Below are 25898 nucleotides of genomic sequence, written 5' to 3'. Positions count from 1 at the left end.
TCGGACGCTGACCGCAACGTGGCGGTCTCCCGAACCATTATCGTCGCGGGAGCCGGAATTGGCGGCCTGACCGCCGCATTGGCGCTGGCTGCCAAAGGGTTCCGAGTCATCGTACTAGAGCGCACCGAGCGCCTCGACGAAGTCGGCGCCGGTCTGCAGCTCTCTCCCAACGCCTCACGAATTCTGGTCGAGCTCGGCCTGCAGCCGCAGCTCGATGCCTGCGCGGTGGTGCCCGACGCTGTCACCGCAATCAACGCCCGCTCGGGCCGGGCAATCGTCCGGATGCCGATCGGCAACGTCGCCGTCCGCAATGGCGCGCCCTACTGGGTGGTGCATCGCGCCGACCTGCAGGCCGCGCTGGCCGCCAAGGTCGCCGCCCATCCCTCGATCGACCTCCGGCTCGGCTGCGCCGTCGAGGACGTCGCGCCCCATGCCAACGGTGTCACCGTGTCGGCCGGCGGCGGTCAGGAACCGGCGCTGGCGCTGGTCGGGGCCGATGGAATCTGGTCGGCCGTCCGCGGGGTGGCATTTCCGAAGATCCAACCGCTGTTTTCCGGCCTGATCGCCTGGCGAGGCACAATTCCGGCGGAGGCAATGCCGGATGGGGAGAGGCTGCTCGGAGTGCAGTTGTGGCTGGGCCCGGAGGCGCATCTGGTGGTGTACCCGATCTCAGGTGGGCGCCGGATCAACCTGGTGGCGGTGGTCAATGGCTCATGGAACCAACGCGGCTGGAGCGCGCGCGGCGAACCGACTGAGATTGTTGCGCGTTTCGCGCATTGGGCGGGCGCCGCCAAGGCGCTGATCGGAACCGTCGAAAACTGGACGCGCTGGGCGCTGTTCGCGATGCCGGACGGCGGAGTGTGGAACCAGGGCCCGATCGCCCTGTTGGGCGATGCCTCCCACGGCATGCTGCCATTCGCCGCCCAGGGCGCCGGCATGGCGATCGAGGACGCCGCCGTGCTGTCCGCCGGTCTCGCCGCTAGCCATGGCGAGGGCAGCAGCGGCACCGCCGCGGAGGTTGCGACCACGCTGCATCGCTACGCGGCGCTGCGCCGGCCCCGGGTCAAACGGGTGCAGCAGCTCGCCCGGCAGAACGGCGTGATCTACCACCTGCCCGGCGCCGCGGCGATCGCCCGCGATGTCGCCATGCGGGCGCTCGGCCCGGACCGGCTGCTGGCGCGTCAGAGCTGGATCTACGACTGGCGCCTTTGAGGGCGCTCTCACGCAACGGCCAAGCCCGCTTTCACGCCCTTCAGTGCGCGCCGCGTCCCGCCCGCTTCTGAGGCGCCGGCGCGGCCGGCGGCGGCTCCGGCGTTGGGGTGCAGTGGTTGTCCCGCCAGGTCTGTTCGGCGAGCCGGGATTGCGCCTTCACGTTGATGTAGTCGTTGCGGTAGGCGATCTCGGACACCACCGGCCCGGCGGCTCCGGTCTGCGCCTTGCGCATCAGGCCGTCCAGCTTGGCAAGCTGCGCATCGAGCGATTTGCGCTCCGCCTCGAGCTGCTTGCAGTCGTACAGCTCGTATTTTGCCGGATCGACGAACGCCTGCGACAGCGCGCTGTCGCCCATCCCGGCGCAGCCGGACAGGCCAAGGGCGGCAAACGTGACGGCAGCAGCGGCGCGGGCTGCGGTGAAGGCGGACGAGCGTTGCGATGTCATGGTGAGGGGCTGTGTGAACCAGGTTGAGGTTTCGGTCAAATCAGGCTGTGATGACCGCAGTGTGGCCGCGGTGGCGCCCCGCAAACCTCGTTTGTTTTCGCCGCGTTTTCGTCACGCGACCGGTCTCCGCTTCGCCCCGAAAACGCCAACAGGACGCGACCGATGCAGAAGATCCTCCTCCCCTATGACGGCTCCGCCAATGCGGGCCGCGCTCTGGACTGGGTGATCGCCCTCGCCCACGACAACGTGCCGATCGAGCTGGTGCTGGTGTACGCCCATCCCGAGCCGGCGTTGTATGGCGAGATCGCGGTGTACGTCTCCAAGGAGAAAATGGAGGAGCTGCAGCGCGAGCACAGCGACGACATCCTGCAGCCGGCGATCGCCAAGCTGAACGCGGCGAATATCCCGTTCACCTCCGAGGTGCTCACCGGCGACACCGCGCAGCGCATCGTCAAACGCGCTGAAGAGCTGAACTGCAGCGGCATCGTGATGGGCACCCGCGGCCGTAGCGCGATCGGCAATCTGGTACTCGGCTCGGTGGCCAACAAGGTCGTCCACCTGACCAAACTACCTGTGACACTGGTGAAGTAACCGCGCGGTCCGCGGCGCCTGGCTTGCCTTGCCAAACCGGCAGGTTTGGAACAGTGTCGCGCCGCAATATCGATCGGATTTTCCAAGGAGCGAGCGGTGTCGGGATTGAAGCAAATGCTGCGTGCACCCTGGGTGTGGCGGGCGCGGGCACGCGACCGCATCGTCGCGCAGCGCAACGTGCCGACGCTGGCCGTGGTGGCGATCTTCCGCGAAGAGGCGCCGTTCCTCGACGAATGGCTGCGTTTCCACGAGGCGGTCGGCGTCGGTCATTTCTACCTTTACAACAATTTCAGCACCGATCATTTCCGCGACGTGCTGGCGCCGTGGATCGCGCGCGGCCTGGTGACGCTGACCGATTGGCCGGTCGAGGTCGGGCAGCTGCCGGCGTATCGCCACTGCATCAAGCATCACATGCTGGACGCGAAGTGGATGGCGTTCATCGACATCGACGAGTTTCTGTTCTCGCCCGTCGCCGACAAGGTCACCGACGTGCTCGGCCGGTTCGACGGCGCGCCCGCGGTCGGCGTGTTCTCGCCGTATTTCGGCTCGGCAGGCCACGAGCAACGGCCGCCGGTGCCGATCAGCCGCGCCTTCACCAAGCGCTCACCGCTATCGAAGATCTCGGCCAAGACCATCGCCAACCCGCGCTGGATCCGCGCCATCCGCAACGTGCATCTCTACAAATACTGGCGGGGCGAAACCATCGACACCATGGGCCGGCCGTTCCAGGGCGATCGCCCCGTGCTCGATCTGCTCAGGCTCAATCACTACTGGTCGCGCTCACTGTCGGACCTGCAGACCAAGATCCAGCGCGGCGACGCCTCGACGCCGGTGCCGCGCGACAGCGACTGGCATTTCGCCGCCGAGAAAGACATGAACGCCGAAGACGACGCCTCGATCCTGCCGGTGCTGGATCGCGTGTTCGGTAAGGCGGAGGACGCGGCGAAGGCAGGCTGAGGACGACACGCAACGAAAGCATCGCATGGCCGATTTGATCCGGCGCGGCACGCCCGCCGATGTCAAGGCAATCACCGACCTGACGATGCGCGCCTACAGCAAATGGCTGGCGCTGATCGGCTACAAACCGTTGCCGATGCTCGCCGACTACGCGGTGGCGATCCGGGAGCATCGCTTCGACCTGCTGGAGGTCGATGGCGAGCTCGCCGCGCTGATCGAGACCGAACTGCGCGATGACGATCTGCTGATCGTCAACGTCGCGGTCTCACCTAACGCCCAGAAACGCGGCCACGGCCGCCGCCTGATGGCGCTCGCCGAACAGATCGCCGCCGAGGCCGGCCGCACCACGCTGCGGCTCTACACCAACGAACGCTTCGAAGAGAACATCCGGCTCTACGCCTCGCTCGGCTACGCGCAGGAGCGGCTGGAGACGCGGGCCAACGGGCACGGGTGGTGCATATGGTGAAGCGGGTTGGGATCGTCGGCCCATGTGGTCCGTATGATCGCAGTGGTGACCGAGATAAGAGCTAAGCTCCATTGCGCAGCCAGGGCTGAGCCTCTTCATCGGCCCGCGCATCGCGGATCCCTGCTTCGAATTGCGATAATCAGGACCGTCGTGCCGGGATAGCAGTAATGATCGGCCACGGCGTCATACATCGAAGACTACGCTTTGCTGTACGCCTTGATGATCGCGTTGCGGCGTTGCTCCGGACTACGGGCCTCGCTTTTGGCCGCAGCCTTACTACCCTTCATTTCGGCCGAGTACTCGATACCTTCGACCGCGCTGATCTTCCTGTATCGACCGCTGCCGATCACGAAGCCCTCGCCTTGCCAGTTTTCAGCGATGTCTTCTTCGAAGCCATAGATATAATCATATTACAAATCGCCCGAGGCTCAGGTGGCATGATGGTTTGGTGCGGGCGGCCGGGGTCGAACCGGCACAGCTCTTTCGAGCCGAGGGATTTTAAGTCCCTTGCGTCTACCAATTTCGCCACGCCCGCATCCCGGACCGCGAGGCCGCCGAAAACTGGCGGCTGCGGCGGTGGCTGTCCGGCTCGGCGGCCTTGACCTTGCCAAGTTCCGCGCCAGTGCGCCGCATTCATAATCGACCCAGCGGCGCAACGCAAAGCGGGGTTGCAGTGAAGCTGCGGCTTCGCCGTCCGCGCGCTTTGACATCGCCCCGCATTGTCGGCTGGAATACGCATGGCGCCTGCGGCGTCGGGCGCGGCGGTCTCTCTCACGCCGATGCCGATTCCGCTCTTCCTCTGCCCTGCCCCGCTGTTGCCCGTTCCTTGCATGCAGGCCGCCCGAGACGTCCCATAGAGCCCGCCACAGCCGAGGTGACCCGCGCATGCCGACCATCGACCGTATCGACGCCTTCGCCGACGAAATGACCGCGATCCGCCGCGACCTCCATGCCCATCCCGAGATCGGCTTCGAAGAGGTGCGGACCTCGAGCATCGTCGCCGAGAAGCTCGGCCAATGGGGCATCGAGGTGCATCGCGGCATCGGCGGCACCGGCGTCGTCGGCGTGCTGAAGGGCAAAGGCGACGGCAGCCGCCGCATCGGCCTGCGCGCCGACATGGACGCGCTGCCGATGGACGAAGCCACCAACCTGCCGTGGCGCTCGACCATCCCGGGCCGCTTCCACGGCTGCGGCCACGATGCGCACACCACCATGCTGCTCGGCACCGCGCGCTATCTGGCCGAGACCCGCAATTTCGACGGCACCGTGCACTTCATCTTCCAGCCCGCCGAGGAAGGGCTCGGCGGCGCGCGCGCGATGCTGAAGGACGGCCTGTTCGAGAAATTTCCGTGCGACGAAGTGTACGGCCTGCACAACGCGCCGGACCTCGGCCATGGCGAGATCGCGATCCGGCCCGGCCCGGCGATGGCCGGCGCCGATTTCTTCGACATCACCATCTCGGGCTACGGCGCCCACGGCGCGATGCCGGAGCGCTCCAAGGACCCGGTGGTGATCGCGATGACGCTCGGCCAGGCGCTGCAGACCATCGTCAGCCGCAACGTCGATCCGCTGCAGTCGGCGGTGCTGTCGATCACCCAGATCCATTCCGGCTCGGCCTATAACGTGATCCCCGGCGAAGCGCGGCTCGCCGGCACGGTGCGCGCGTTCTCCGACGAGATCCGCAACCTGATCCGCACCCGGATGCACGCGGTCGCGGCCGGCATTGCGGCGGCGTTCGAGGTGGACATCAAGGTCGACATCCGCGACATCTTCAGCGTGCTGGTGAACGCGCCCGAGCACAGCGAGCGCGTGGCCGAGGTGGCGCGCAGCATCGTCGGCGACGCCAACGTGAAGACCCGCGAAACGCCGAAGATGGGCAGCGAGGATTTCGCCGATATGCTGCAGGCGGTGCCCGGCGCATATTTCTGGATCGGCCACGACGGCAACGTGCCGCTGCATAACCCGGGCTTCGTGCTCGACGACAAGATTCTGCCGGTTGGCGCCAGCATGTTCGCCCGGCTGATCGAAACCCGGCTGCCGGTCGGCGGCCACGACGGAGCTACGCATGTCTGACGGCCTCGCCACCACCGCCACCGCTCTGCACGACCTCTCGGCCACCGAACTGCTCGCCGGCTATTACGGCAAGCAGTTCTCGCCGAGCGAGGTGATGGAGGCGGTGATCGCCCAGGCGAGGCGCTGGGAGCCGCATATCAATGCGCTGTACGGATTCGATCCCGACACCGCGCGCAAGGCGGCGCAAGCTTCCACCGCACGCTGGGCCAAGGGCGAGCCGCTCGGCCTGCTCGACGGCGTGCCGGTGACGATCAAGGAAAACGTCGCCACCGAAGGCGTGCCGGTGCCGCTCGGCGTGCCGATCACTCCGCTGACGCCCGCCGCGGCCGATGCGCCGCCCGCCGCGCGGCTGCGCGAAGCCGGCGGCATTCTGTGGAGCAAGACGACGATGCCGGATTTCGGCATGCTGTCGTCGGGCCTGTCGAGCTTCCACGGCGTCACCCGCAATCCGTGGGACGTGTCGCAGAACACCGGCGGCTCTTCCGCCGGCGCTGGCGCTGCGGGCGCGGCCGGCTACGGGCCGCTGCATCTCGGCACCGATATCGGCGGTTCGGTGCGGCTGCCGGCGGCGTGGTGCGGCATCTTCGCGCTGAAGCCCAGCCTCGGCCGCGTGCCGATCGATCCGCCCTATGTCGGCCGCTGCGCCGGGCCGATGACCCGCACTGTCGACGACGCCGCGCTGATGATGAGCGTGCTGTCGCAGCCCGACAGCCGCGACGGCATGAGCCTGCCGCCGCACGATTTCGATTGGAGCGATCTCGACACCACGCTGCGCGGCAAGACTATCGGCCTGCTCACCGATCTCGGCTTCGGCATGGAACTGGAAGACGAGGTGCGCGACATCGTCACGCAGTCGGCGCGCAAATTCGAGGCGCAGGGCGCGATTATCAAGCCGGTCGAACTCGGCTTCACGCGCGAGATGATGGACGGGCTCGACAATTTCTGGCGGGCGCGGATGTGGAGCGATCTGGCGCTGTTCTCCGACGAGCAACGCGCACGCGTGCTGCCCTACATCGTGCGCTGGGCCGAGCCCGGCGCGCGGCTGAGCGGCGTCGACGTGGTCCGCGGCTTCAATCAGACCATGGCGGTGCGCGCGCTTGGCGCCAAGCTGTTCGCCGGCATCGACTATCTGATCTCGCCGGTGGCGCCGGTAGTGAGCTTCGCCGCCGACGTCGCCTCGCCGTGGAATGATCCGGACCGGCCGTTCGATCACATCCTCTATACCGTGCCCTGGAATATGGCGGAGAATCCCGCCGCTTCGATCAACGGCGGCTACAGCGCCAAGGGCTTCCCGATCGGCGTGCAGATCGTCGGCAAGCGTTTCGACGATCTCGGCGTGCTGCGCATGGCGAAGGCATTCGAAGGCCTGCGCGGCGAACAGAAGCCGTGGCCGGTCGTGCCGCGCTAACGAACGCGGCGTCCCAAGCACAATGTCATTGCGCGGGCTCGACCCGCGCATCCATCTCCTTCATAAAGATGGATGCGCGGGCCGAGCCCACGCATGACTCGTACAAACAAAAACACGCTGGAGGAAACCAGATGCCGTTCGAGACCATCAAATACGAGGTGGCCGATCAAATCCTCACCATCACGCTGAACCGACCGGACAAGCTCAACGCCTTCAATCCGACGATGCAGCACGAGCTGATCGAGGCGTTCGACAAGGCCGACGCCGACGACAACATTCGCGCCATCATCGTCACCGGCGAAGGCCGCGCGTTCTGCGCCGGCGCGGATCTCTCCTCCGGCGCCGACACCTTCGATCGCGACGCCCGCCGCGGCCCGGTGCGCCGCAATGCCGACGGCTCGACCGACTACTCCGACCCGCAGGTGCGCGACGGCGGCGGCCAGGTGACGCTGCGGATCTTCAAGTGCCTGAAGCCGGTGATCGCGGCGGTGAACGGCCCGGCGGTCGGCATCGGCGTCACCATGCAGCTGGCGATGGATATCCGCATCGCGTCCGAAGCCGCACGGTTCGGCTTCGTGTTCTCGCAGCGGGGCATCGTGCCCGAAGCGGCGTCGAGCTGGTTCCTGCCGCGCATCGTCGGCATCGCCCAGGCGTTGGAGTGGTGCTACACGGGGCGCGTCTTCCCGGCGCAGGAAGCGCTCGCCGGCAAGCTGGTCAGCCGCGTCGTGCCCGCCGATCAGCTGCTCGAAACCACGCGCACGCTCGCCAAGGAAATCGCCGCCAAGACCGCACCGGTGTCGGTGGCGCTGATCCGGCAGATGATGTGGCGGATGATGGGCGCCGACGATCCGATGGAAGCCCACAAGATCGACAGCCGCGGCATCTACGAGCGCGGCCGCTCCGACGACGTCAAGGAAGGCGTCACCTCGTTCCTGGAAAAGCGCCCAGCGCAGTTCAAGAACAAGATCACCACCGACATGCCGCCCTACTTCCCGTGGTGGGACGAGCGCGAGTACAAGTAAGCGCGGTTTAGAAGTACGTCATTCCGGGGCGCGAACGAACGTTCGCGAACCCGGAATCCCGAGCTTGTTGCAAAGAGACATTCCGGGTTCGCGCTTCGCGCGCCCCGGAATGACGCCGTGCTTGACGCCCGTAGGATGGGTTGAACCGGAGGCGAAACCCATCCTACGGACTAGACCTCCTTCGCCGGCGCGGCTTTCAGCTCGGGGAAGTCGTCTTCGGAAAAGGCGAGCCCGCGCAGACTATCGGCCTGATCGTTGTCGTGCTCGATGCGGCGGAGCTGGACGCGGCGGATCTTGCCGGAGATCGTCTTCGGTAGTTCGCTGACGATCTCCAGCTTGCGGATGCGCTTGAACGGCGCCAGCCGGCCCTGCATGTGCCTGAAGATCGACAGCGCGGTGTCGCGCGAGCGCTCGGCGTTCGCGGTGAGCAGCACATAGGCTTTCGGGATCGCCAGCTTGATCGGATCCGGGCTCGGCACCACCGCGGCCTCCGCCACGAGGTCGTGCTCCAGCAGCACGCTCTCGAGTTCGAACGGCGAGATCCGGTAGTCCGACGACTTGAACACATCGTCGGTGCGGCCGACGAAGGTGAGATAGCCATCCTCATCGGCGAACGCGACATCGCCGGAGCGATACACCTCGCCGTCGGCGCCCGAAAGCTTGCCGCCCTCGCCCTGATAGCCCTGCATCAGCCCGGCCGGGCGCGCGTCGCCAAGCGCCAGCGTGATCTCGCCTTCCTTGGCCGGATGGCCGTCGGCATCGGTGATCTTGACCACGTAGCCCGGCAGCGGCCGGCCCATCGAGCCGATCTTGACCTTCTGGCCCGGCGAATTGCCGACCATCGCGGTGGTCTCGGTCTGGCCGTAGCCGTCGCGGATGGTGAGGCCCCAGGCCGCCTTGACCTGATCAATCACTTCCGGGTTCAGCGGCTCGCCGGCGCCGCAGACTTCACGCAAGGCGACCTGATAGTCCGCCAGCTTCTCCTGGATGAACATCCGCCACACCGTCGGCGGCGCGCACAGCGTGGTGACGCCGCAGCGGCCGATGGTGGCGAGCAGGCTCTTGGCATCGAACCGCGGCTGGTTGACGACGAACACGGTGGCGCCGGCGTTCCACGGCGCGAAGAAGCAGCTCCAGGCGTGCTTGGCCCAGCCCGGCGAGGAAATGTTGAGGTGCACATCGCCCGGCTGCAGCCCGAGCCAGAACATCGTCGACAGCGCGCCGACCGGATAGGAGCGCTGGCTGTGCCGCACCAGCTTCGGCTTCGCGGTGGTGCCGGAGGTGAAATACAGCAGCATCGGATCGTCGGCCTTTGTCGGCCCGTCCGGCGTGAACGCATCGGATTGCTGCGCGGTCTCGGCATAAGCGAGCCAGCCGTCCTGCGCGTCGCCGACGACGATGCGGAGCAGATCGCCGCCGCCGAGGCCGGCGAACTTGCCGACCTGATCCGGCGCCGCCACCACCGCCTTGGCACGGCCGCGGTCGAGCCGGTCGCGCAGCTCCTCCGGGGTGAGCAGCGTGGTGGCCGGAATGGTGACGAGGCCGAGCTTGATCGCCGCCAGCATCGTCTCCCACAGCGGCACGACGTTGCCGAGCAGCAGCAACAGATGATCGCCGCGCTTCAGACCCTTGGCGCGCAGATAGTTCGCGACTTGGTTGGAGCGCTTCGACAGCTCCGCGAAGGTCGGCTTGATCTCGCTGCCGGTGGCGCCATCGACGATCCACAGCGCGGCGCGATCGCGGCTGTCGGGATGGCTGGCGAGTTCGGCGTCGAACCAGTCGAGCGCCCAGTTGAACGGCACCGGATCTGGCCAGCGGAAGCCGGCGACCGCGGATGCGTAGTCGGTGCGGTGTTGAAGCAGGAACGAACGGGCTTGCTGGAACGTGGTCATGGCGACACCTCGATCACGAAGCACAGCGTCCACCGCCAGTTCACCCGTCATTGCCGGGCTTGACCCGCCTGCGGGGCCGAAGCCCCTTCGGCGCGGCGAAGACCCGGCAATCCATCGGATTGCGAAGAGCGATGGATGCGCGGGTCAAGCCCGCGCATGACGGCGATTACGGAGGTGTCGCGGTGCGAAACATCAAACGCTTACTTCCGCCCCTGCTCGCGCAGGTAGTTGATGATTCCGGAAAAGTCCGTACCGCCGTGTCCGGCCTGTTCGAACGCGGCGTAGATCTCGGCGGCGTGCTGGCCGAGCGGCGTCGAGGCGCCGGCGGCCTTGGCGGCTTCCTGCGACAGCTTCAGATCCTTCAGCATCAGCGCTGCGGCGAAGCCCGGCTTGTAGCTGTTGTTGGCGGGCGATGCCGGCACCGGGCCGGGCACCGGACAATAGCTGGTGAGCGACCAGCACTGCCCCGACGAGGTCGAGGCGACATCGAACAGCGCCTGATGCGACAGGCCGAGCTTCTCGGCCAGCGTGAACGCTTCCGACACGCCGATCATCGAGATGCCGAGGATCATATTGTTGCAGATTTTCGCCGCCTGGCCCGCGCCGGCGCCGCCGCAATGCACGATCTTCTTGCCCATCTTTTCGAGCACGGGCTTGGCGGCCGCGAACGCCGCCTCGCTGCCGCCGGCCATAAAGGTCAGCGTCGCGCCCTTGGCACCACCAGTGCCGCCTGAGACCGGCGCATCGACAGAGGCGATGTCGTGCTTGGCAGCGAGCGCATGCGCCTGCACGGCGCTTTCGACGTCGATGGTCGAGCAATCGATGATCAGCGCGCCCTTGGCTGCATGTGGCAGGATCTCGTTCCACACCGCCAGCACGTGCTTGCCGGCCGGCAGCATGGTGACGATGACGCCCGCGCCCTTCACCGCATCGATCGCGGTCGGCGCGATGCTGACGCCCTCGGCCTTCGCCGCCTCGCACGAGGCCGCCACCAGATCGAAGCCGGCGACCTTGTGGCCGGCCTTGGCGAGATTGCCGGCCATCGGCCCGCCCATATTGCCGAGACCGATGAATGCGATATCCGTCATGTCCCCTTCCTCCCCTTGCCTGTCCCCGGTTCTTCAGCCCGGAAATTTCAGCTCGTCGTCGCCGCGATCTTCAAAGTAGCGCGCCACGATCTCCGGCGTCACCTCTGCGATCGTCGCAGGCCGCCATTTTGGCTGGCGGTCCTTGTCGATCACCGCGGCACGGACGCCCTCGACGAAATCGTCGCTGACGAACACCTGCAGCGCGGCGCGATATTCGTGCACCAGACACTCTTCGAGCGACGCCCTGTGCCGCGCGGCGCGCAGCAGCTTCAGTGTCACCTTCAGGCTGGTCGGCGATTTGATGCGCAGCGTCTTCAACGCGGCCTGCGCAAACTCCGATGCATCGCTTTCCAGCGCGGCGACGATCTGTTCGATCGTCTCATGCCCGAACCAGCGGTCGATCTCGGCTTGATGCAGCTCGGCGGGCCCCTTGGCCGGCTGCTCCGCAAAGCGCGAGATGATGCCGCTGACCTGCTCGGCCGATGCTCCGCTCGGCGCCTCGGTGAGCGCCTGGCGCAGCGCCGCCCAGTTGGCGGTCGGCACATAGGCGTCGGCGAACTCCGCGTGGATGGCGTCGGCGCCGTTCATGATATCGCCGGTCAGGCCAAAATACGTGCCGATCTCGCCGGGCGAGCGGGTCAGCAGCCAGGTGCCGCCGACATCGGGGAAGAAGCCGATGCCGACTTCCGGCATCGCGATCTTGGTCTTGTCGGTGACGATGCGGTGGCTGCCGTGGCCGGCGATGCCGACACCGCCGCCCATCACCAAGCCGTCCATGAACGCCACATAGGGCTTCGGGTACTTCGCGATCTTGGCGTTGGTGATGTATTCCTCGCGCCAGAACACCTTGCCGAGATCGCCGCCCTCGCGCGCGCTGTTGTAGAGCCCGACGATGTCGCCGCCGGCGCACAGCCCGCGCTCACCGGCGCCTTCGACCAGGATCAGCGCGACCTGCGGATCGGCAGCGAACGCGTCGAGCGCGTTGTCGAGGTCACGGGCCATCTCCAGCGTCAGCGCGTTGATCGCCTTCGGACGGTTCAGACGGATCACACCGGCGGCGCCTTCGCGCCGGACGATCAGATCGGGTTCGGTCACGGCACCATTCATCGATTGGCCTCGAGCAGCTTGCGCGACACGATCAGCCGCATGATTTCGTTAGTGCCTTCGAGGATCTGGTGCACGCGCAGATCCCGCACCAGTTTCTCGATGCCGTATTCGGCGAGATAGCCGTAACCGCCGTGCAGCTGCAGCGCCTCGTTGGCGACCGCAAAGCCGGCGTCGGTGGCGAAGCGCTTGGCCATCGCGCACAGCTTGGTGGCGTCGGCATCCTTGCGGTCGAGCGCCGCGGCGGCGCGCCACAGCAGCGTGCGCGAAGCCTCCAATTCGGTCGCCATGTCGGCAAGCCGGAATTGCAGCGCCTGGAATTCGTCGAGCCGTTTGCCGAACGCCTTGCGCTCTTTCATGTAAGCGAGCGTCTTGTCGAGCGCGGCCTGGGCGCCGCCGAGCGAACAGGCGCCGATGTTCAGCCGGCCGCCGTCGAGCCCGGCCATCGCGATCTTGAAGCCAATGCCTTCGTCGCCGAGCCGGTTGGCGACAGGCACCCGCGCGTTCTCGAAAATCACGGTGCGGGTCGGCTGCGCATTCCAACCCATCTTGCGCTCGTTGGCGCCGAACGACAGGCCGGGCGTGTCCTTCTCGACCACCAGCGTCGAGATGCCGCCGGGGCCATCGCCGCCGGTGCGCACCATCACGACGTACAGATCATTGGCGCCGGCGCCGGAGATGAACTGCTTCTGGCCGTTGAGGATATAGTGATCGCCGTCACGCACCGCGCGGGTGCGCAGCGCCGCGGCATCCGAACCTGAGCCCGGCTCGGTCAGGCAGTAGCTGGCGACCTGCTCCATGCTGCACAGCTTCGGCAGCCAGCGCTGACGCTGCGCGTCGGAGCCGTAGCTGTCGATCATCCACGCCGCCATGTTGTGGATGGAGATGAAGGCCGACACCGACGGACAGCCGGTCGCCAGCGCTTCGAAGATCAGCGCCGCGTCGAACCGGGTCATCGCGCTGCCGCCGACATCCTCGCGGATGTAGATGCCGCCGATGCCGAGCGCCGCCGCTTCGCGGATCACGTCCAGCGGCAGGTGCTTGTCTTCATCCCATTTCAGCGCATGCGGCGCGATCTTCTCGGCCGCGAAGTCGCGCGCCATGTCACGAATGGCGCGCTGGTCTTCGTTGAGGTCGAACTGCATGGCAGCCGGCGCTTACTTCATCAGCGGGATCGAGAACTCCGCGCCTTCCTTGACGCCCGACGGCCAGCGCGAGGTGACGGTCTTGGTCTTGGTGTAGAACCGGATCGAATCCGGGCCGTGCTGGTTGAGATCGCCGAAGCCGGACTTCTTCCAGCCGCCGAAAGTGTAATAGGCGATCGGCACCGGGATCGGCACGTTGATGCCGACCATGCCGACGTTCACTTTCGCCGCAAAGTCGCGCGCGGCGTCGCCGTCGCGGGTGAAGATCGCGACGCCGTTGCCGTAGTCGTGGTCGGACGGCAGCGACAGCGCTTCGGCATAATCGTGGGCGCGGACAACGCTCAGGACGGGGCCGAAGATCTCTTCCTTGTAGATTCGCATATCCTTGGTGACGTTGTCGAACAGACAGCCGCCCATGTAGAAGCCGTTCTCGTAGCCCTGCATCTTGAAGCCGCGGCCGTCGACCGCGAGCGTCGCGCCTTCCTTGACGCCGATGTCGACGTAGTTCTTGACGCGCTCCAGCGCTTCCTTGGTCACCAACGGGCCGTAATCGGCGGTCGGATCGGTCGATGGGCCGATCTTCAGCGCTTCGACGCGCGGGATCAGCTTGCTCATCAGCGCGTCCGCGGTGGCCTTGCCGACCGGCACCGCGACCGAGATCGCCATGCAGCGCTCGCCCGCCGAGCCGTAACCGGCGCCGATCAGCGCGTCGACGGTCTGGTCGATGTCGGCATCCGGCATGATGATGGCGTGGTTCTTGGCGCCGCCGAAGCACTGCGCGCGCTTGCCGGTCTGCGCGGCGCGCTCATAAATGTACTGCGCGATCGGCGACGAGCCGACGAAGCCCACCGCCTTGATGTCCGGATCGTCGAGGATGGCGTCGACCGCTTCCTTGTCGCCGTTGACGACGTTGAGGATGCCCGGCGGCAGGCCGGCCTCGAGCATCAGCGCTGCCAGCGCCATCGGCACGCCGGGGTCGCGCTCCGACGGCTTCAGGATGAACGCGTTGCCGCAGGCGATTGCGGGCGCGAACTTCCACATCGGGATCATCGCCGGGAAGTTGAACGGAGTGATGCCGGCGACGACGCCGAGCGGCTGGCGCATCGAATAGATGTCGATGCCGGGGCCGGCGCCCTCGGTGTATTCGCCCTTCATCAGATGCGGAATGCCGCAGGCGAACTCGGCGACTTCGAGGCCGCGCTGGATGTCGCCCTTGGCGTCGGGAATGGTCTTGCCGTGTTCGCGCGCGAGCAGCTCGGCGAGCTTGTCGTAATCGCGCTGCACCAATTCGAGGAACTTCATCAGCACGCGGGCGCGGCGCTGCGGGTTGGTGGCGCCCCATTCCGGCTGCGCGGCCTTGGCGTTTTCAACCGCTGCGCGGAGCTCGGCTTTGGTGGCGAGGGCGACTTTGGCCTTCACCTCGCCGGTCATCGGCTCGAACACGTCGGCGAAACGCCCCGACTTGCCCTCGACCTCTTTGCCGCCGATGAAATGCCCGACCGTGCGCATGGACTTCCTCCTGAAAGGCTGTGTTCTCGTCCCCTTGAACAGAATTTTTTCAGGTTTGGGAAGGCCCAGGACGCGCGACACCTGTGCCGAAATGCGGAAGCGGCCACGCTGCGGCATGCGGCCACCGCTGGCCGCGCCGGAGACGATTGCAAGCAGGTTTCAGTCTTGCGCGGCCGACCGTGTCGCAAGCTTGGCGGCGGCCTTCTTCGGCTTGGCCGTGATCACCCGCGCCGGCTTCTTCGGCGCAGCGGCGCCGGCCTCGGCCAATGCGGCTTCGCGGCCAGCGGCGAGGATTTCGTCGGACAATTCGCCGCTGCCGGCGATCCGCGCCAACACCAGCGTTCCCATCATGGTCGCCAGCGTCGCCATCGCCTGCTTGCGTGCCGTCTTCGGCGGAGCATCGACATATTGCGCCGCAATCATCGCGATCATGTCGTCGAGCTTGGCGGCAAACGCCTTGCGGGTCTTGGGGCTCTCACGCGCAATCTCGGCGCCGAGCGCCGGCACTGCGCAGCCACGGCCAGGATCGTCGCGGTGGTTGGCGCTGAGATAACCGTCGACCAGCGCAGTCAGCCGCTGCTCCGGCGGCAGCTCCTCCGCCAGCTTGCGCCAACGCTCGGTGGAGCGGTCCATCGCGTAGCTGAAGGCCTCGATCACCAGCGCCTCGCGCGAGGCGAAATGCGCGTAGAACCCACCGTGGGTGAGGCCCGCGTCCTTCATCAGATCGGCGACGCCGATGCCGTGGGCGCCCTTCTCGCGCAGCTTCACCGACGCCCGCCGGACGATGCGGTCGTGGGTCTCCTGCTTATGTTCCTTCGAATAGCGCATCGGCGATCCATGCCATGTTCAGGATCATATTATGACACCGAACGCGGGCGTCTGCCTCAAGTTTCGGTTCACCTCAGGAATCGTGCGGATGTGGCGCCGCAGCAGGCTGTCCCCCGAGCATCGCAAAAGTTGCAGTGGCGTGCACCGCCAGCTTGCCGGTGCCGTCATAGACGAAGCCCTCGGTGTAGCTCGACTGCCGGCCGAATTTCACCACCCGCCCTTCGGCCATGATCGTGCCGGACCGGACCGACAGCGGCCGCAGATAGCTGAGTTTCAGATCCATCGTCACAGAGCCCTGCCCTGCCGGCTGGCGCGTCGAGATCGCGCAGCCCATCGCGGTGTCGAGCAGCGCGGCCGCAATCGCGCCGTGGAGCAGGCCCGCGGTGTTCTCCAGGCTCTGGTCCGGATCGAGCTGCATCACGATCCGGCCGGGATGCACTTCGGCCATCTTGAAGCCGATCAGCCGCGCAAGCGGCGGCGGTGGCAACCGGCCGTCGCGGATCGCCTGCATCACCTCCAGGCCGGACATCGTCATCGCGGCGCGTGCGACCGGCGCCGGCTCCTGCCAATCGACGGTGCGGCTGCGGCGCTGCGCGGCCGCAAACAAGCCTGAGAGATCGGGCGGCGCAGCGGCATCGAGCATCGTCATCGGCGGGCTCCTGTTTTTATATGATGATACTCATATTATAAATCCCGGGGCACGACAAGCGCGCCGGCTGGATGCTTGACAGCCCCCCAGCATTGCCGGGCATGATGCCGCGCCTATCCCGCCCCTCGCTGACGAGATCCAACATGCAGATGCTCAACACCCATTGCGGCGTCGACCGCGATTCCCGCGGCGTCGCGCGCCTCACCATCTGCAACGCCGGCAAGCTCAACATTTTGAACACCACGGTGATCACCGATGTCCGGGACGGATTGCGGCAACTCGCAGCGGATGAGAGCCTGCGCGTGCTGATCGTCGCCGGCCAGAGCGAACGCAGCATGATCGGCGGCGCCGATATCAACGAGATGGCAACGCTCGATCAGAGTTCCGCCGAGCGCTTCATCACCGGCCTTGCGGAACTGTGCGAGGCGGCGCGCGCCGTGCCCTATCCGGTGATCGCGCGGATTCCCGGCTGGTGCCTGGGCGGCGGCCTGGAATTCGCCGCCGCCTGCGATTTCCGCGTCGCGACGCACGATGCCAAATTCGGCATGCCCGAGGTGCGCGTCGGAATTCCGTCGGTGATCCACGCCGCCCTGCTGCCGCGGCTGATCGGCTGGTCGCGCGCGCGTTTCCTGGTGATGGCCGCAGAAAACATCGACGCCGACACCGCTCTTGCCTGGGGGCTGATCGACAAGATCGCGCCGCCCGGCGAGCTCGACGCCGCGGTCGAGCATCTGGTCGGCGCACTGCTCGCCGGCGCCCCGCAGGCGATGCGGGCGCAGAAGGCGCTGATGGCGGCGTGGGAAGACATGCCGCTGCCGCAAGCGGTTGCGCATTCGGTCAAGGTGTTCGGTCAGTCGTATCTGACCGGCGAGCCGCAGGCGCTGATGGCGGATTTCATCAACCGCAAACGCTGAGCTGTTCACGCGATCTTGGGAATCCCCGAGTTGCGTTGCCGCCGGTAATTTATATGATGGCCATCATTTCCAATCAGCCGGCCGCCGTTGCCGCCGGCGCGCTCGTCGACAGGACCGCCGCATGATCTCCGACGCCCTCGCCGCCGCGCTGGCCCGCCGCAACATTCACTACGGCTGGGTGATGGTCGGCGTCACCTTCCTCACCGCGCTGGTTAATGCCGGCGCGGTCGGGGCGCCCGGCGTGTTCATCGTTCCGTTGCAGCAAGAATTCGGCTGGAGCACCGCGGATATTTCATCCGCGCTGTCGATCCGCTTCGTGCTGTTCGGGTTGATGGCACCATTCGCCGCAGCGCTGATGAACCGGTTCGGCCTGCGCCAGGTGACGCTGACCGCGCTGCTGGTCGTCTCCATCGGGCTGGTCGCATCGCTTGCGATGACGTCGCTGTGGCAATTGATGCTGCTGTGGGGCGTGGTGGTCGGTGTCGGCACCGGCCTCACAGCGCTGGTGCTCGGCGCCACGGTGGCGACGCGCTGGTTCGTCGCCCGCCGCGGCCTGGTGATCGGCATGATGACCGCGAGCGTCGCCACCGGACAGCTCGTGTTCCTCCCGATCCTCGCCTCGCTCACCGAACGCTACGGCTGGCGGATCGCAATGGCTTATGTCTGCGCGCTGATCGGCATCGCCGCAGTCGCGGTGCTGATCGCAATGCGCAACCGGCCGAGCGACGTCGGGCTGCGGCCCTATGGCGACACCAGCACCGAGCCGGTGCCGCTGTCGGCGCAGGCTGCGCCGGGCTCGATCGCCGCTGCCGCGCTCGGCGCGCTGCGCGACGCGGCCAAGACGCGGGTGTTCTGGGTGCTGTTCGGCACCTTCTTCATCTGCGGCGCCTCGACCAATGGCCTGGTGCAGGTTCATTTGATCCCGCTTTGCGCCGACTTCAACATCCCGCAGGTGCAAGCCGCGGGCCTGCTCGCCGCGATGGGCGTGTTCGATTTCATCGGCACCATCTTGTCGGGCTGGCTGGCGGACCGCTACGACAATCGCTGGCTGCTGTTCTGGTACTACGGCCTGCGCGGCCTCAGCCTGCTGGCGCTGCCGTTCACAGACTTCTCGTTCTACGGCCTGTCGCTGTTCGCGGTGTTCTACGGCCTGGACTGGGTCGCCACCGTGCCGCCGACGGTGCGGCTGACGGCTCAGAAATTCGGCCCGGAGCGCGCCAACCTGGTGTTCGGATGGATCTTCGCCGGCCATCAGCTCGGCGCCGCCACTGCCGCATTCGGCGCCGGCCTGTCGCGCGACCTGCTGGCGAGCTACCTGCCGGCGTTCTTCATCGCCGGCGCCCTGTGCGTGATCGCCGCCGCAGCCGCGCTGACGATCGGCAAGGCGGCCAAGCCGGCGGTGGCATAGCATCCGCTGATCGAAAGCCGTCATTGCGAGGAGCGCAGCGACCAAGCAATCCAGGGCTCAGTGTACCGAGCTCGTGGATTGCTTCGCTACGCTCGCGATGACGCTTCGACTTACGGCCGCATCCGCATGCCGGTCGCGACGCCGGGCTTGCGCAGCGGTTCGGCCAGGCGCGCGAATTCGCAGAGCAGCGAACGCGTCTTGCGCGGATCGATGATCTCTTCGACCCAGAACTTCTCCGCCGAGCGGAACGGCGAACGCAATTTGTTCAGCCGCTCCTCGATCTCGCGCATCTTGGCGTCGCGATCCTCCGCCGCGTCGAGGTCGGCGCGATACGCCGCTTCGATGCCGCCTTCGAGCGGCAGCGAGCCCCAATACGCCGACGGCCACGCATAGCGCATCGAGAACCGGTTGGCCGGCTGGTGCACCACGCCGGCGACACCGAAGGCGTTGCGGACGATGATCGTGCACCACGGCACGGTCGACTGATTGACCGCGGTCATCGCACGGACGCCGTGGCGGATCGTCGCCGATTTCTCGGCTTCGAGTCCGATCATGAACCCGGGGCAATCCATCAGATACACCACCGGCAGATGGAAGGTCTCGGCGAGATCGACGAAGCGAATGACCTTCTGGCAGGTGTCCGAGGTCCAAGACCCGCCGTAGTGATACGGATCGCCGGCCAGCACTGCCACCGCCCGCCCCTCGAGTCGTGCAAGGCCGGTGATGATCGAACGGCCGAATGCCGAGCCGATCTCGAAGAACGAGCCCTGATCGACCACCGACTCGATGATCGGCCGCATCTTGTAGACCTGCCGGCGATTGCGCGGCACCGCCTTCAGCAGCTTCTCGTCGGAGCGTTCCGGATCATCTTCGCAAGCAAGCGTCGGCGGCAGTTCGTGCACCGACGACGGCAAGTACGACAGGAAGCGCCGCGCGCAGGCGAAGGCTTCTTCCTCGGTGTCGACCGCATGATCGATCGCGCCGGCGCGGGTCTGGATATCGGCGCCGCCGAGCTCCTGCTTGGTGAGATCCTGGCCGAGCCGCGCCACCACCGGCGGACCGGCGACGAACATCGCCGAACTGCGGGTCATGATCGAATAGTGGCTGGCGGCGAGCCGCGCCGCGCCGAGGCCCGCAACCGAGCCGAGCCCGAGCGCCACCACCGGCACCTGCGCGAGGTTCGCCGTCGTGTACCAGTACCAGCGGGTGCCATCGACGCCGCCGGGCAGATTGGCGGCGCCCTTGCTCTCGATCGTCTTCACCGAGCCGCCGCCGCCCGATCCTTCGATCACGCGGATGATCGGCAGGCGATAGTCGTGCGCCATCTCCTCCGCCATCTGCGGCTTGGCATGGATCGACGCATCGGCCGAACCGCCACGCACGGTGAAGTCGTCCCCGACCACTACGACGGTGCGGCCGTCGATCTTCGCCCGGCCGAACACGCAGTTCGCCGGGGTCAGATTGATCAGTTCGCCATTGGCGTCGTAGTCGCCGAGACCGGCGACGGCGCCGATCTCGTGGAAGCTGCCGGCATCGCTCAGCCGATCGATGCGCTCACGGACCGTGAGCCGGCCCTGGTCATGCTGGCGCTTGACCTTGTCGGTGCCGCCCATCTGCCGCGCGAAGTTCTCGCGCCGGGCCAGCTCGTCGAGCTCCGGCTTCCAACTCATTCATTCCCTCCGGCCTGATCGTCTTCTTGTTATTGTTTCCGGACGGGCGCACCGCCACCAGGCCGCCATCCGCATTCTGCACCAGCGGCTCGATCGCCGCGGCGAGCTTGAGCAGCGCCGGCGCGACTTCGTCGTGCAGCCGCTGTTCGTCGTACATCGCGGCCAGCACGCCGATAGTCACCATCACGTAGGTCTGGTACTGCGGCGACCAGATCGGCACGGCGATGCCATTGATGTGCGGGCTGAACAGACCGCACGACACCACATAGCCGCGCTCGCGCAGCATCGCGCGGTCGGTTTCGATCCGCTCGCTCAGCAAGGCCGCATCGGCCGGTGCTTCACGCTGGATCTCCGTCACCAGCGCGGCGGCGACATTCTCGTCGAGCGACGCCGCATAGGCGTGACCGGCCGCGGTGCGGCTGATCGAGATGCGGCTGCCGGTGGTCGAATGCAGGCCGAGCGCGTGCGCGGCGCGGGCGAATTCGAGATAGACCAGATGGAAGCGATCCGGAATCAGGAAGCCGATGGTGCCGGGAATCTGGTCGGCGACCTCCTGCAGGCGCGAGCGGATCAAATTGCGTAGCTGCAGACCGCGCGTCATCGACGTGCTCATCGCGACCGCCGAGGGGCCGATGCGATACTTCTGATCGCGCGGCAGATACACCAGCTGGCCCATCCGGGTCAGGGTGTGAGTGAGGCGCGACACCGTCGAGCGCGGCAAGCCGCAGCGGTTGGAGATTTCGAGATTGCCGAGCCGGACGTCGTGGCCTTCGAAGCAGCGCAGCACGTCGAACGCGCGCGACACCACCTGAATCACATCGCCGTCACCGGCCACATCCCCCTGCCTGCAGAGTCGTTCTGAGCGTCGTCCCATGTCTTTTTATCCTGCGTGGTTATGATGCCCGATGCACCGGGAGTGCCCAACGTCCCGACCCGGCACATCTTACGTTCTTGGTTTCTTGTTACGTCTTCTAGTTTCGCTAGGCGGAATATAATTCCGCTTGAAGACAAAGCTACATCAGGCAAATTGCGCCGACAACATCGCTTGACGCTGCGCAAGGCCCCACGCGTAACCACTCGGCGCAAGATTTTTGGCTGCGGCCGCAGCAGCGGAACCCGGCGCCGACAACAACAAACCTACCGGAGGAACACCGATGGCCGAGATCAAGATCGTCACCGAAGTCGCGGGCCGCGTCTGTGCGCTGCCGCTGTCAATCGGCGACGGCGTCGGTGAAGGCGACGACATCGTCTTTGTCGAAGCAATGAAAATGGAAATCCCGGTCGCCTCTCCGGCCGACGGAACTTTGAAGTCGCTGCACGTCGCGCTCGACGATGTCGTCGCGGAAGGCCAGCTCGTCGCGGTGATCGAAAGCTGAAATCGCTTTGCGAGTATTCCGACCCATCGTGCACGTCACGCGCGATGTCGGGACGTAATGTCGCATCGAGCGGCGTCGATGTCGTGTGCAGACGACGCGGCCATCGCGTTGCCATCACTCGACTGCGGTGACATGCTCTCCTGATAACAAAGCAATCCGCAAAGCGGATGCGCTCGGGAGAGAAACATGACGGGACGTTTCGGTCCGCTCGCGGCATTCGCCGTGGGCTGCGCGCTGATCACTACAACCACCGCGCGTGCTGACGACATCAAGCTACCAACCACGATGGCATTCACCGCGTACGACACCGGCACCGCCGGTTTCAACATCGCGGTCGCGGTCGGCAAGATGATGAAGGATAAGCACGGAACCGACGTCCGCGTACTGCCCGCCGGCAACGACGTCGCGCGCCTTGCCCCGCTGCGCAACGGCCGCGCCCAGCTCGCCTGGATGGGATCGGGCACTTACTTCGCGCAGGAAGGCGTGTTCGAATTCGGCGCCAAGGAATGGGGCCCGCAGCCGCTGCAGATCACGCTCAGCGTGGTCGACTGCAACGGCTCCTCGCTCGGCGTCGCCGCCGACATCGGCGTCAAAGAGATCAAGGACCTGCGCGGCAAGCGCGTCGGCTTCGTGGTCGGCTCGCCGGCGCTCAACCAGAATGCGCTCGGCATCATGGCCTATGGCGGCCTGACCAAGGACGACGTCAAGATCGTCGAATTCGCCAGCTACGGCGCGATGTGGAAGGGCCTGGTCAACAACGACGTCGACGCCGCGTTCGGAACGACGATCACCGGCCCGGCCAAGGAGGCCGAGAACTCGCCGCGCGGCCTGATCTGGCCGCCGATGCCGCATGCCGACAAGGCGGCGTGGGAACGCGTCAAGAAGGTCGCCCCGTTCTTCAATCCGGCGATGTCGAGCTGCGGCGCCGCGCACCAGCCGAGCAAGCCGATCGAGCTGTCGAACTACCCGTATCCGATCGCCACCGTGTACGCGACGCAGTCGGCCGATCAGGTGTACTCGATCACCAAGGCGATGATCGTCGACTACGACGCCTATAAGGACAGCGCCCCGGGCGCGACCGGCCTCGCGGTGAAGACCCAGACGATGAAATGGGTGGTGCCGTTCCATCCCGGCGCGGTGAAGGCGCTGAAGGAAGCCGGCCAGTGGACCGCCGAGGATCAGACTCACAATGACGGGCTGATCAAGCGCCAGGAGGTGCTGGCCGCGGCTTGGAAGCAGTACGCAGCCGCGGCGCCGTCCGGTGATCAGGAATTCCGCGACGGCTGGATGACAGCACGGGCCGCGGCATTGAAGCGGGCCGGCCTGCCGAACGGGTTCGAATAACGCATCGCACCGCCGGGACATTGCCATGCGCGCTGCTGAATCCGCCGCCCGCCCGACCAAACGGATCGTGCTCGACGATCCGCACTCGGTCGACAACATGCAGGAAGCCGAAGTCACCCGCGTCCGGAGCCTGACCGGCTTCTGGCGCTGGGCGCTGGTGGCCGCCGCCGCGGCCACCATCCTGCTGTGCATCAACCAGCAGTTTTCGCTGCGGTTCTTCATCGGCTACACCCAGCTCAACACGGAGTACTTCTATCTCCTGATTGCGCTGATGCTGCCGTTCACCTTCCTGATCTTCCCGGGAACATCGACCGCGCGGCTCGACCGCGTGCCGCTGTACGACATCGCCTTGTTCGCCGCGACCGTGGTGGCGGCGCTGGTGCTGATGGGCTCCATCCGCAAAGCGGCCGAAGCCGGCTGGGAGTTCGGCGGCGCGCCGACACATGTGTTCATCGCCGGCCTGGTGATGTGGGCGCTGCTGATGGAGGCGCTACGGCGCACCGGCGGCTGGAGTCTGCTGCTCTGCGTGTTTCCGTTCACGGTGTATCCATTGTTCGCCGGTGCGCGCTGGCTCGGCCCGCTCGGCGGCTCGCAGTCGACGCTGGAACAGGCGACCGCCTACCACGTGCTGTCCGGCGAGAGCCTGCTCGGCATTCCGATTCAGGCGTTCGCCGACACCGTGATCGGCTTTCTGGTGTTCGGCACCGCGCTGATGCTGACCGGCGCCGGAAAGTTCTTCATCAACCTGTCGTTCTCGATCTGCGGCACGTTCCGCGGCGGGGCCGCCAAGGTCTGCATCTTCGCCTCGGCCCTGCTCGGCATGATGTCCGGCTCGATCATTTCCAACGTGCTGACCGCCGGCACCATGACGATCCCGGTGATGAAGAAGAGCGGCTTCCGCGCCTCTTATGCGGCGGCGATCGAAGCCTGCGCCTCGACCGGCGCGGTGCTAGCGCCGCCGGTGATGGGCGCCACCGCTTTCGTCATCGCGCAGTTCCTCAACGTCTCCTATGCCGAGGTCGCGCTCGCCGCCATCGTGCCGGCGGCGCTGTATTACATCGGCCTGTTCATGCAGGTCGACGCCTATGCGGCACGGCACGGGCTCGAGGGCATCCCGCGCTCGGAACTGCCGAGCCTGTGGCAGACGCTGAAGGAAGGCTGGTACTACGCCTTCGTGATCGCCCTGCTGGTGGTGATGCTGCTGTACTTCAAGCGCGAGAGCCACGCGCCGTTCTACGCCACCGCGCTGCTGCTGGTGCTCAACCAGATCTTCTCCAAGGAGACCCGCTGGACCCTCGGCAGCATCGTGCGCTTCCTGGAGGTCAACGGCCGCACCTTCGTCGAGCTGATCGGCATCCTGGCCGGATGCGGCCTGCTGATCGGCGCATTCTCGATGACCGGCGTGATCTCCAGCCTCGCGGCGGATCTGTTGCGGCTGGCCGGCGACAACGCCTTCCTGCTGCTGGCGATGTGCGCCATCACCAGCCTGATCCTCGGCCTCGGCCTCACCACCACCGCTTGCTACATCTTCCTGGCGATCCTGGTGGCGCCGGCGCTGGAAAAGCTCGGGCTGAACCGGATGGCGGTGCACATGTTCATCTTCTATTGGGGCATGCTGTCGTCGATCACGCCACCGGTGGCCATCGCGTCCTTTGCGGCCGCCGGCATCGCCGGCTCACCGGCAATGAAGACCGGATGGGAATCGATGTGGGTGGGCAGCATCATCTACTTCATCCCGTTCTTCTTCGTGATGAACCCGGCGCTGGTGCTGCAAGGGCCGAGCCCCTATCTCGCCGCGCTCGGCCTGCTGACGCTGGCGGCCGGGGGCACGCTGTGCATCTGCGGTGGCATCCAGGGCTATCAGGTCGGCATCGGCAATCTGCGCCGCGCCGGCGCCCTGGAATGGCCGCTGCGCATCGCGTTGGTGATCGGCGGCTTCGTGCTGGCGACGCCGGGCGGCGGCATCAATCCGCTGTCGCAGGTGCAGGTCACCTCGCTCGGGCTGTGCCTGCTGATCCCGACGCTGGCGATCGCGCTGCTGCTCGTCCGCCGCGGCGACGGCGGCGGTCAGCGCCTCGCCCGCCCCATCGTGTAGCAGCTACCGCCGCAGCGCCGGTCACAGCACCGACGCCGCGGCGGTCTGCCGGTTGATTTCCCTGGACACACCACTCGCATTGGTTGAGCATCCTGGCGTTTCAAACCAAGGAGCTTTGCAATGCAGCGTGTATTGGAAGTCACTTCGGTTGAGCTCAGCTTGGTCAAGACCAAGCCTCCGCAGATTCACATCGTCACCCACGGCACGGTGCCGACCTCCGGCTGGAAGCAACCGCGGCTGTCGCCGTGGTTCTACATCCGGCCACCGGACGACGGCATTCAGGACTTCGATTTCGTCGCCGATGCACCGACCGGGATCGTGCTGCCGGTGATCACACCCATCGTCGGCGAAGCCACCATCCCGCGCGATCCCGCCGACTACTGGGGCCCGGGCAAAGCGCTGCGCGGTGTCCGCATCCACGCCCGCAGCAGCACCCGGGAAGCGACCTTCGGCGACGCCGAAGAACTCGCCCAGGCGATCTCGCTGTTTCGCGGCGACGACGATCCAATCCCGTGGCTGATCTTCACCGCGACATCATCGGAATGCGACCTGACCGGCAAGGTGCTCCGCGTCTATCACACCGGCGACGTGCTGACCCGCGACTACCGGACCGACCGCGGCAATGTCGAGCTCGACCCCAATACCCAGCGCGTCGTCCGGGTGTGGTGCGGCTGAATTTCTGAGATGTCCAAACGCGGCGGG

General features: G+C 66.4%; 23 protein-coding genes and 1 tRNA gene. 13 read left to right on the top strand and 11 right to left on the bottom strand.

Annotated elements, in window-relative coordinates:
* The first annotated feature begins 18 nt into the window (after positions 1 to 18).
* The gene (locus DY467_RS09915; RefSeq protein WP_164635699.1) at positions 19 to 1212 is read left to right on the top strand and encodes an FAD-dependent monooxygenase; all 1194 of its coding nucleotides are present in this window, start codon (positions 19 to 21) and stop codon (positions 1210 to 1212) included.
* A 40-nt stretch (positions 1213 to 1252) separates the two neighbouring features.
* Here DY467_RS09915 and DY467_RS09910 read toward each other — a convergent pair whose 3' ends face one another.
* Complete coding sequence (locus DY467_RS09910) at positions 1253 to 1657, bottom strand: twin-arginine translocation pathway signal (RefSeq protein ID WP_164635697.1); 405 nt, start codon at positions 1655 to 1657, stop codon at positions 1253 to 1255.
* A 162-nt stretch (positions 1658 to 1819) separates the two neighbouring features.
* Between DY467_RS09910 and DY467_RS09905 the strand changes: the two genes are divergently transcribed.
* From DY467_RS09905 to DY467_RS09895, 3 genes are all read left to right on the top strand, one after another.
* Positions 1820 to 2248: a universal stress protein gene (locus DY467_RS09905; RefSeq protein WP_164635695.1), complete on the top strand. Its 429-nt coding sequence runs from the start codon at positions 1820 to 1822 to the stop codon at positions 2246 to 2248.
* Between the two features lie 114 nt (positions 2249 to 2362).
* Positions 2363 to 3205: a glycosyltransferase family 92 protein gene (locus DY467_RS09900; RefSeq protein WP_205502214.1), complete on the top strand. Its 843-nt coding sequence runs from the start codon at positions 2363 to 2365 to the stop codon at positions 3203 to 3205.
* Positions 3206 to 3230: 25 nt separating this feature from the next.
* Entirely contained in the window at positions 3231 to 3671 is a 441-nt protein-coding gene (locus DY467_RS09895; RefSeq protein ID WP_246701507.1) for a GNAT family N-acetyltransferase, read from the top strand.
* 446 nt (positions 3672 to 4117) lie between these two features.
* Here DY467_RS09895 and DY467_RS09890 read toward each other — a convergent pair.
* Positions 4118 to 4206: transfer RNA gene (locus DY467_RS09890), tRNA-Leu, on the bottom strand.
* 350 nt (positions 4207 to 4556) lie between these two features.
* On the opposite strand from DY467_RS09890, the gene DY467_RS09885 reads away from it, so the two are divergent.
* The 3 genes from DY467_RS09885 (at position 4557) to DY467_RS09875 (ending at position 8174) form a co-directional block, all read left to right on the top strand.
* Positions 4557 to 5744 (top strand): M20 aminoacylase family protein, encoded by a 1188-nt coding sequence (locus DY467_RS09885; RefSeq protein WP_164635690.1) that lies wholly within the window; start codon positions 4557 to 4559, stop codon positions 5742 to 5744.
* Positions 5737 to 7152, top strand: a complete 1416-nt coding sequence (locus tag DY467_RS09880) for an amidase (RefSeq protein WP_164635688.1) — start codon at positions 5737 to 5739, stop codon at positions 7150 to 7152. The genes DY467_RS09885 and DY467_RS09880 overlap by 8 nt, the downstream gene beginning before the upstream one ends.
* Positions 7153 to 7283: 131 nt before the next feature.
* A complete protein-coding gene (locus tag DY467_RS09875) occupies positions 7284 to 8174 on the top strand; it encodes a crotonase/enoyl-CoA hydratase family protein (protein WP_164635686.1) in 891 nt (296 codons plus the stop codon).
* Positions 8175 to 8344: 170 nt separating this feature from the next.
* On the opposite strand, the gene DY467_RS09870 is transcribed toward DY467_RS09875, so the two are convergent.
* The 7 genes from DY467_RS09870 to DY467_RS09840 form a co-directional block, all read right to left on the bottom strand.
* Positions 8345 to 10066, bottom strand: coding sequence for an AMP-binding protein (locus DY467_RS09870; RefSeq protein ID WP_164635684.1), 1722 nt, complete (start codon positions 10064 to 10066; stop codon positions 8345 to 8347).
* Between the two features lie 200 nt (positions 10067 to 10266).
* Positions 10267 to 11154 carry a 3-hydroxyisobutyrate dehydrogenase gene (gene mmsB / locus DY467_RS09865; protein WP_164635682.1) on the bottom strand — a complete coding sequence of 296 codons (888 nt, stop codon included), beginning with the start codon at positions 11152 to 11154 and terminating at the stop codon, positions 10267 to 10269.
* A gap of 33 nt (positions 11155 to 11187) precedes the next feature.
* Positions 11188 to 12261, bottom strand: a complete 1074-nt coding sequence (locus DY467_RS09860) for an enoyl-CoA hydratase/isomerase family protein (protein WP_164635679.1) — start codon at positions 12259 to 12261, stop codon at positions 11188 to 11190.
* Positions 12258 to 13403 carry an isobutyryl-CoA dehydrogenase gene (locus DY467_RS09855; RefSeq protein WP_164635677.1) on the bottom strand — a complete coding sequence of 382 codons (1146 nt, stop codon included), beginning with the start codon at positions 13401 to 13403 and terminating at the stop codon, positions 12258 to 12260. Before DY467_RS09855 ends, DY467_RS09860 begins: the two co-directional genes overlap by 4 nt.
* Positions 13404 to 13415: 12 nt before the next feature.
* Entirely contained in the window at positions 13416 to 14912 is a 1497-nt protein-coding gene (locus tag DY467_RS09850) for a CoA-acylating methylmalonate-semialdehyde dehydrogenase (protein ID WP_011158992.1), read from the bottom strand.
* Positions 14913 to 15071: 159 nt separating this feature from the next.
* The gene (locus DY467_RS09845; RefSeq protein ID WP_164635675.1) at positions 15072 to 15740 is read right to left on the bottom strand and encodes a TetR/AcrR family transcriptional regulator; all 669 of its coding nucleotides are present in this window, start codon (positions 15738 to 15740) and stop codon (positions 15072 to 15074) included.
* Between the two features lie 73 nt (positions 15741 to 15813).
* Positions 15814 to 16389 carry a PaaI family thioesterase gene (locus tag DY467_RS09840; protein WP_164635673.1) on the bottom strand — a complete coding sequence of 192 codons (576 nt, stop codon included), beginning with the start codon at positions 16387 to 16389 and terminating at the stop codon, positions 15814 to 15816.
* Positions 16390 to 16532: 143 nt separating this feature from the next.
* Here DY467_RS09840 and DY467_RS09835 point away from each other — a divergent pair, with 143 nt between their 5' ends.
* Complete coding sequence (locus tag DY467_RS09835) at positions 16533 to 17303, top strand: enoyl-CoA hydratase (protein ID WP_164635671.1); 771 nt, start codon at positions 16533 to 16535, stop codon at positions 17301 to 17303.
* A gap of 121 nt (positions 17304 to 17424) precedes the next feature.
* Positions 17425 to 18711, top strand: a complete 1287-nt coding sequence (locus DY467_RS09830) for an MFS transporter (RefSeq protein WP_164635669.1) — start codon at positions 17425 to 17427, stop codon at positions 18709 to 18711.
* Positions 18712 to 18821: 110 nt separating this feature from the next.
* On the opposite strand, the gene DY467_RS09825 is transcribed toward DY467_RS09830, so the two are convergent.
* Together DY467_RS09825 and DY467_RS09820 are read right to left on the bottom strand one after the other, a co-directional pair.
* Positions 18822 to 20381: an acyl-CoA carboxylase subunit beta gene (locus DY467_RS09825; protein ID WP_164635667.1), complete on the bottom strand. Its 1560-nt coding sequence runs from the start codon at positions 20379 to 20381 to the stop codon at positions 18822 to 18824.
* Positions 20290 to 21255, bottom strand: a complete 966-nt coding sequence (locus DY467_RS09820) for an IclR family transcriptional regulator (protein ID WP_164635665.1) — start codon at positions 21253 to 21255, stop codon at positions 20290 to 20292. Before DY467_RS09820 ends, DY467_RS09825 begins: the two co-directional genes overlap by 92 nt.
* 280 nt (positions 21256 to 21535) lie before the next feature.
* On the opposite strand from DY467_RS09820, the gene DY467_RS09815 reads away from it, so the two are divergent.
* The 4 genes from DY467_RS09815 to DY467_RS09800 all read left to right on the top strand — a co-directional run bounded on the left by DY467_RS09815 (position 21536) and on the right by DY467_RS09800 (position 25871).
* Complete coding sequence (locus DY467_RS09815) at positions 21536 to 21757, top strand: acyl-CoA carboxylase biotin carboxyl carrier protein subunit (protein ID WP_011158998.1); 222 nt, start codon at positions 21536 to 21538, stop codon at positions 21755 to 21757.
* 186 nt (positions 21758 to 21943) lie between these two features.
* A complete protein-coding gene (locus DY467_RS09810; RefSeq protein ID WP_164635662.1) occupies positions 21944 to 23101 on the top strand; it encodes a TAXI family TRAP transporter solute-binding subunit in 1158 nt (385 codons plus the stop codon).
* Between the two features lie 25 nt (positions 23102 to 23126).
* Positions 23127 to 25196 (top strand): TRAP transporter permease, encoded by a 2070-nt coding sequence (locus tag DY467_RS09805; protein WP_164635660.1) that lies wholly within the window; start codon positions 23127 to 23129, stop codon positions 25194 to 25196.
* Between the two features lie 120 nt (positions 25197 to 25316).
* The gene (locus DY467_RS09800; RefSeq protein ID WP_164573654.1) at positions 25317 to 25871 is read left to right on the top strand and encodes a hypothetical protein; all 555 of its coding nucleotides are present in this window, start codon (positions 25317 to 25319) and stop codon (positions 25869 to 25871) included.
* Positions 25872 to 25898 lie beyond the last annotated feature (27 nt).

This window comes from Rhodopseudomonas sp. BR0G17 (assembly GCF_010907025.1).
GTDB lineage: Bacteria > Pseudomonadota > Alphaproteobacteria > Rhizobiales > Xanthobacteraceae > Rhodopseudomonas > Rhodopseudomonas palustris_H.
The sequence above is the reverse complement of the archived record's forward strand: the minus strand, read 5'-3'. Positions and strand labels throughout refer to the sequence as shown.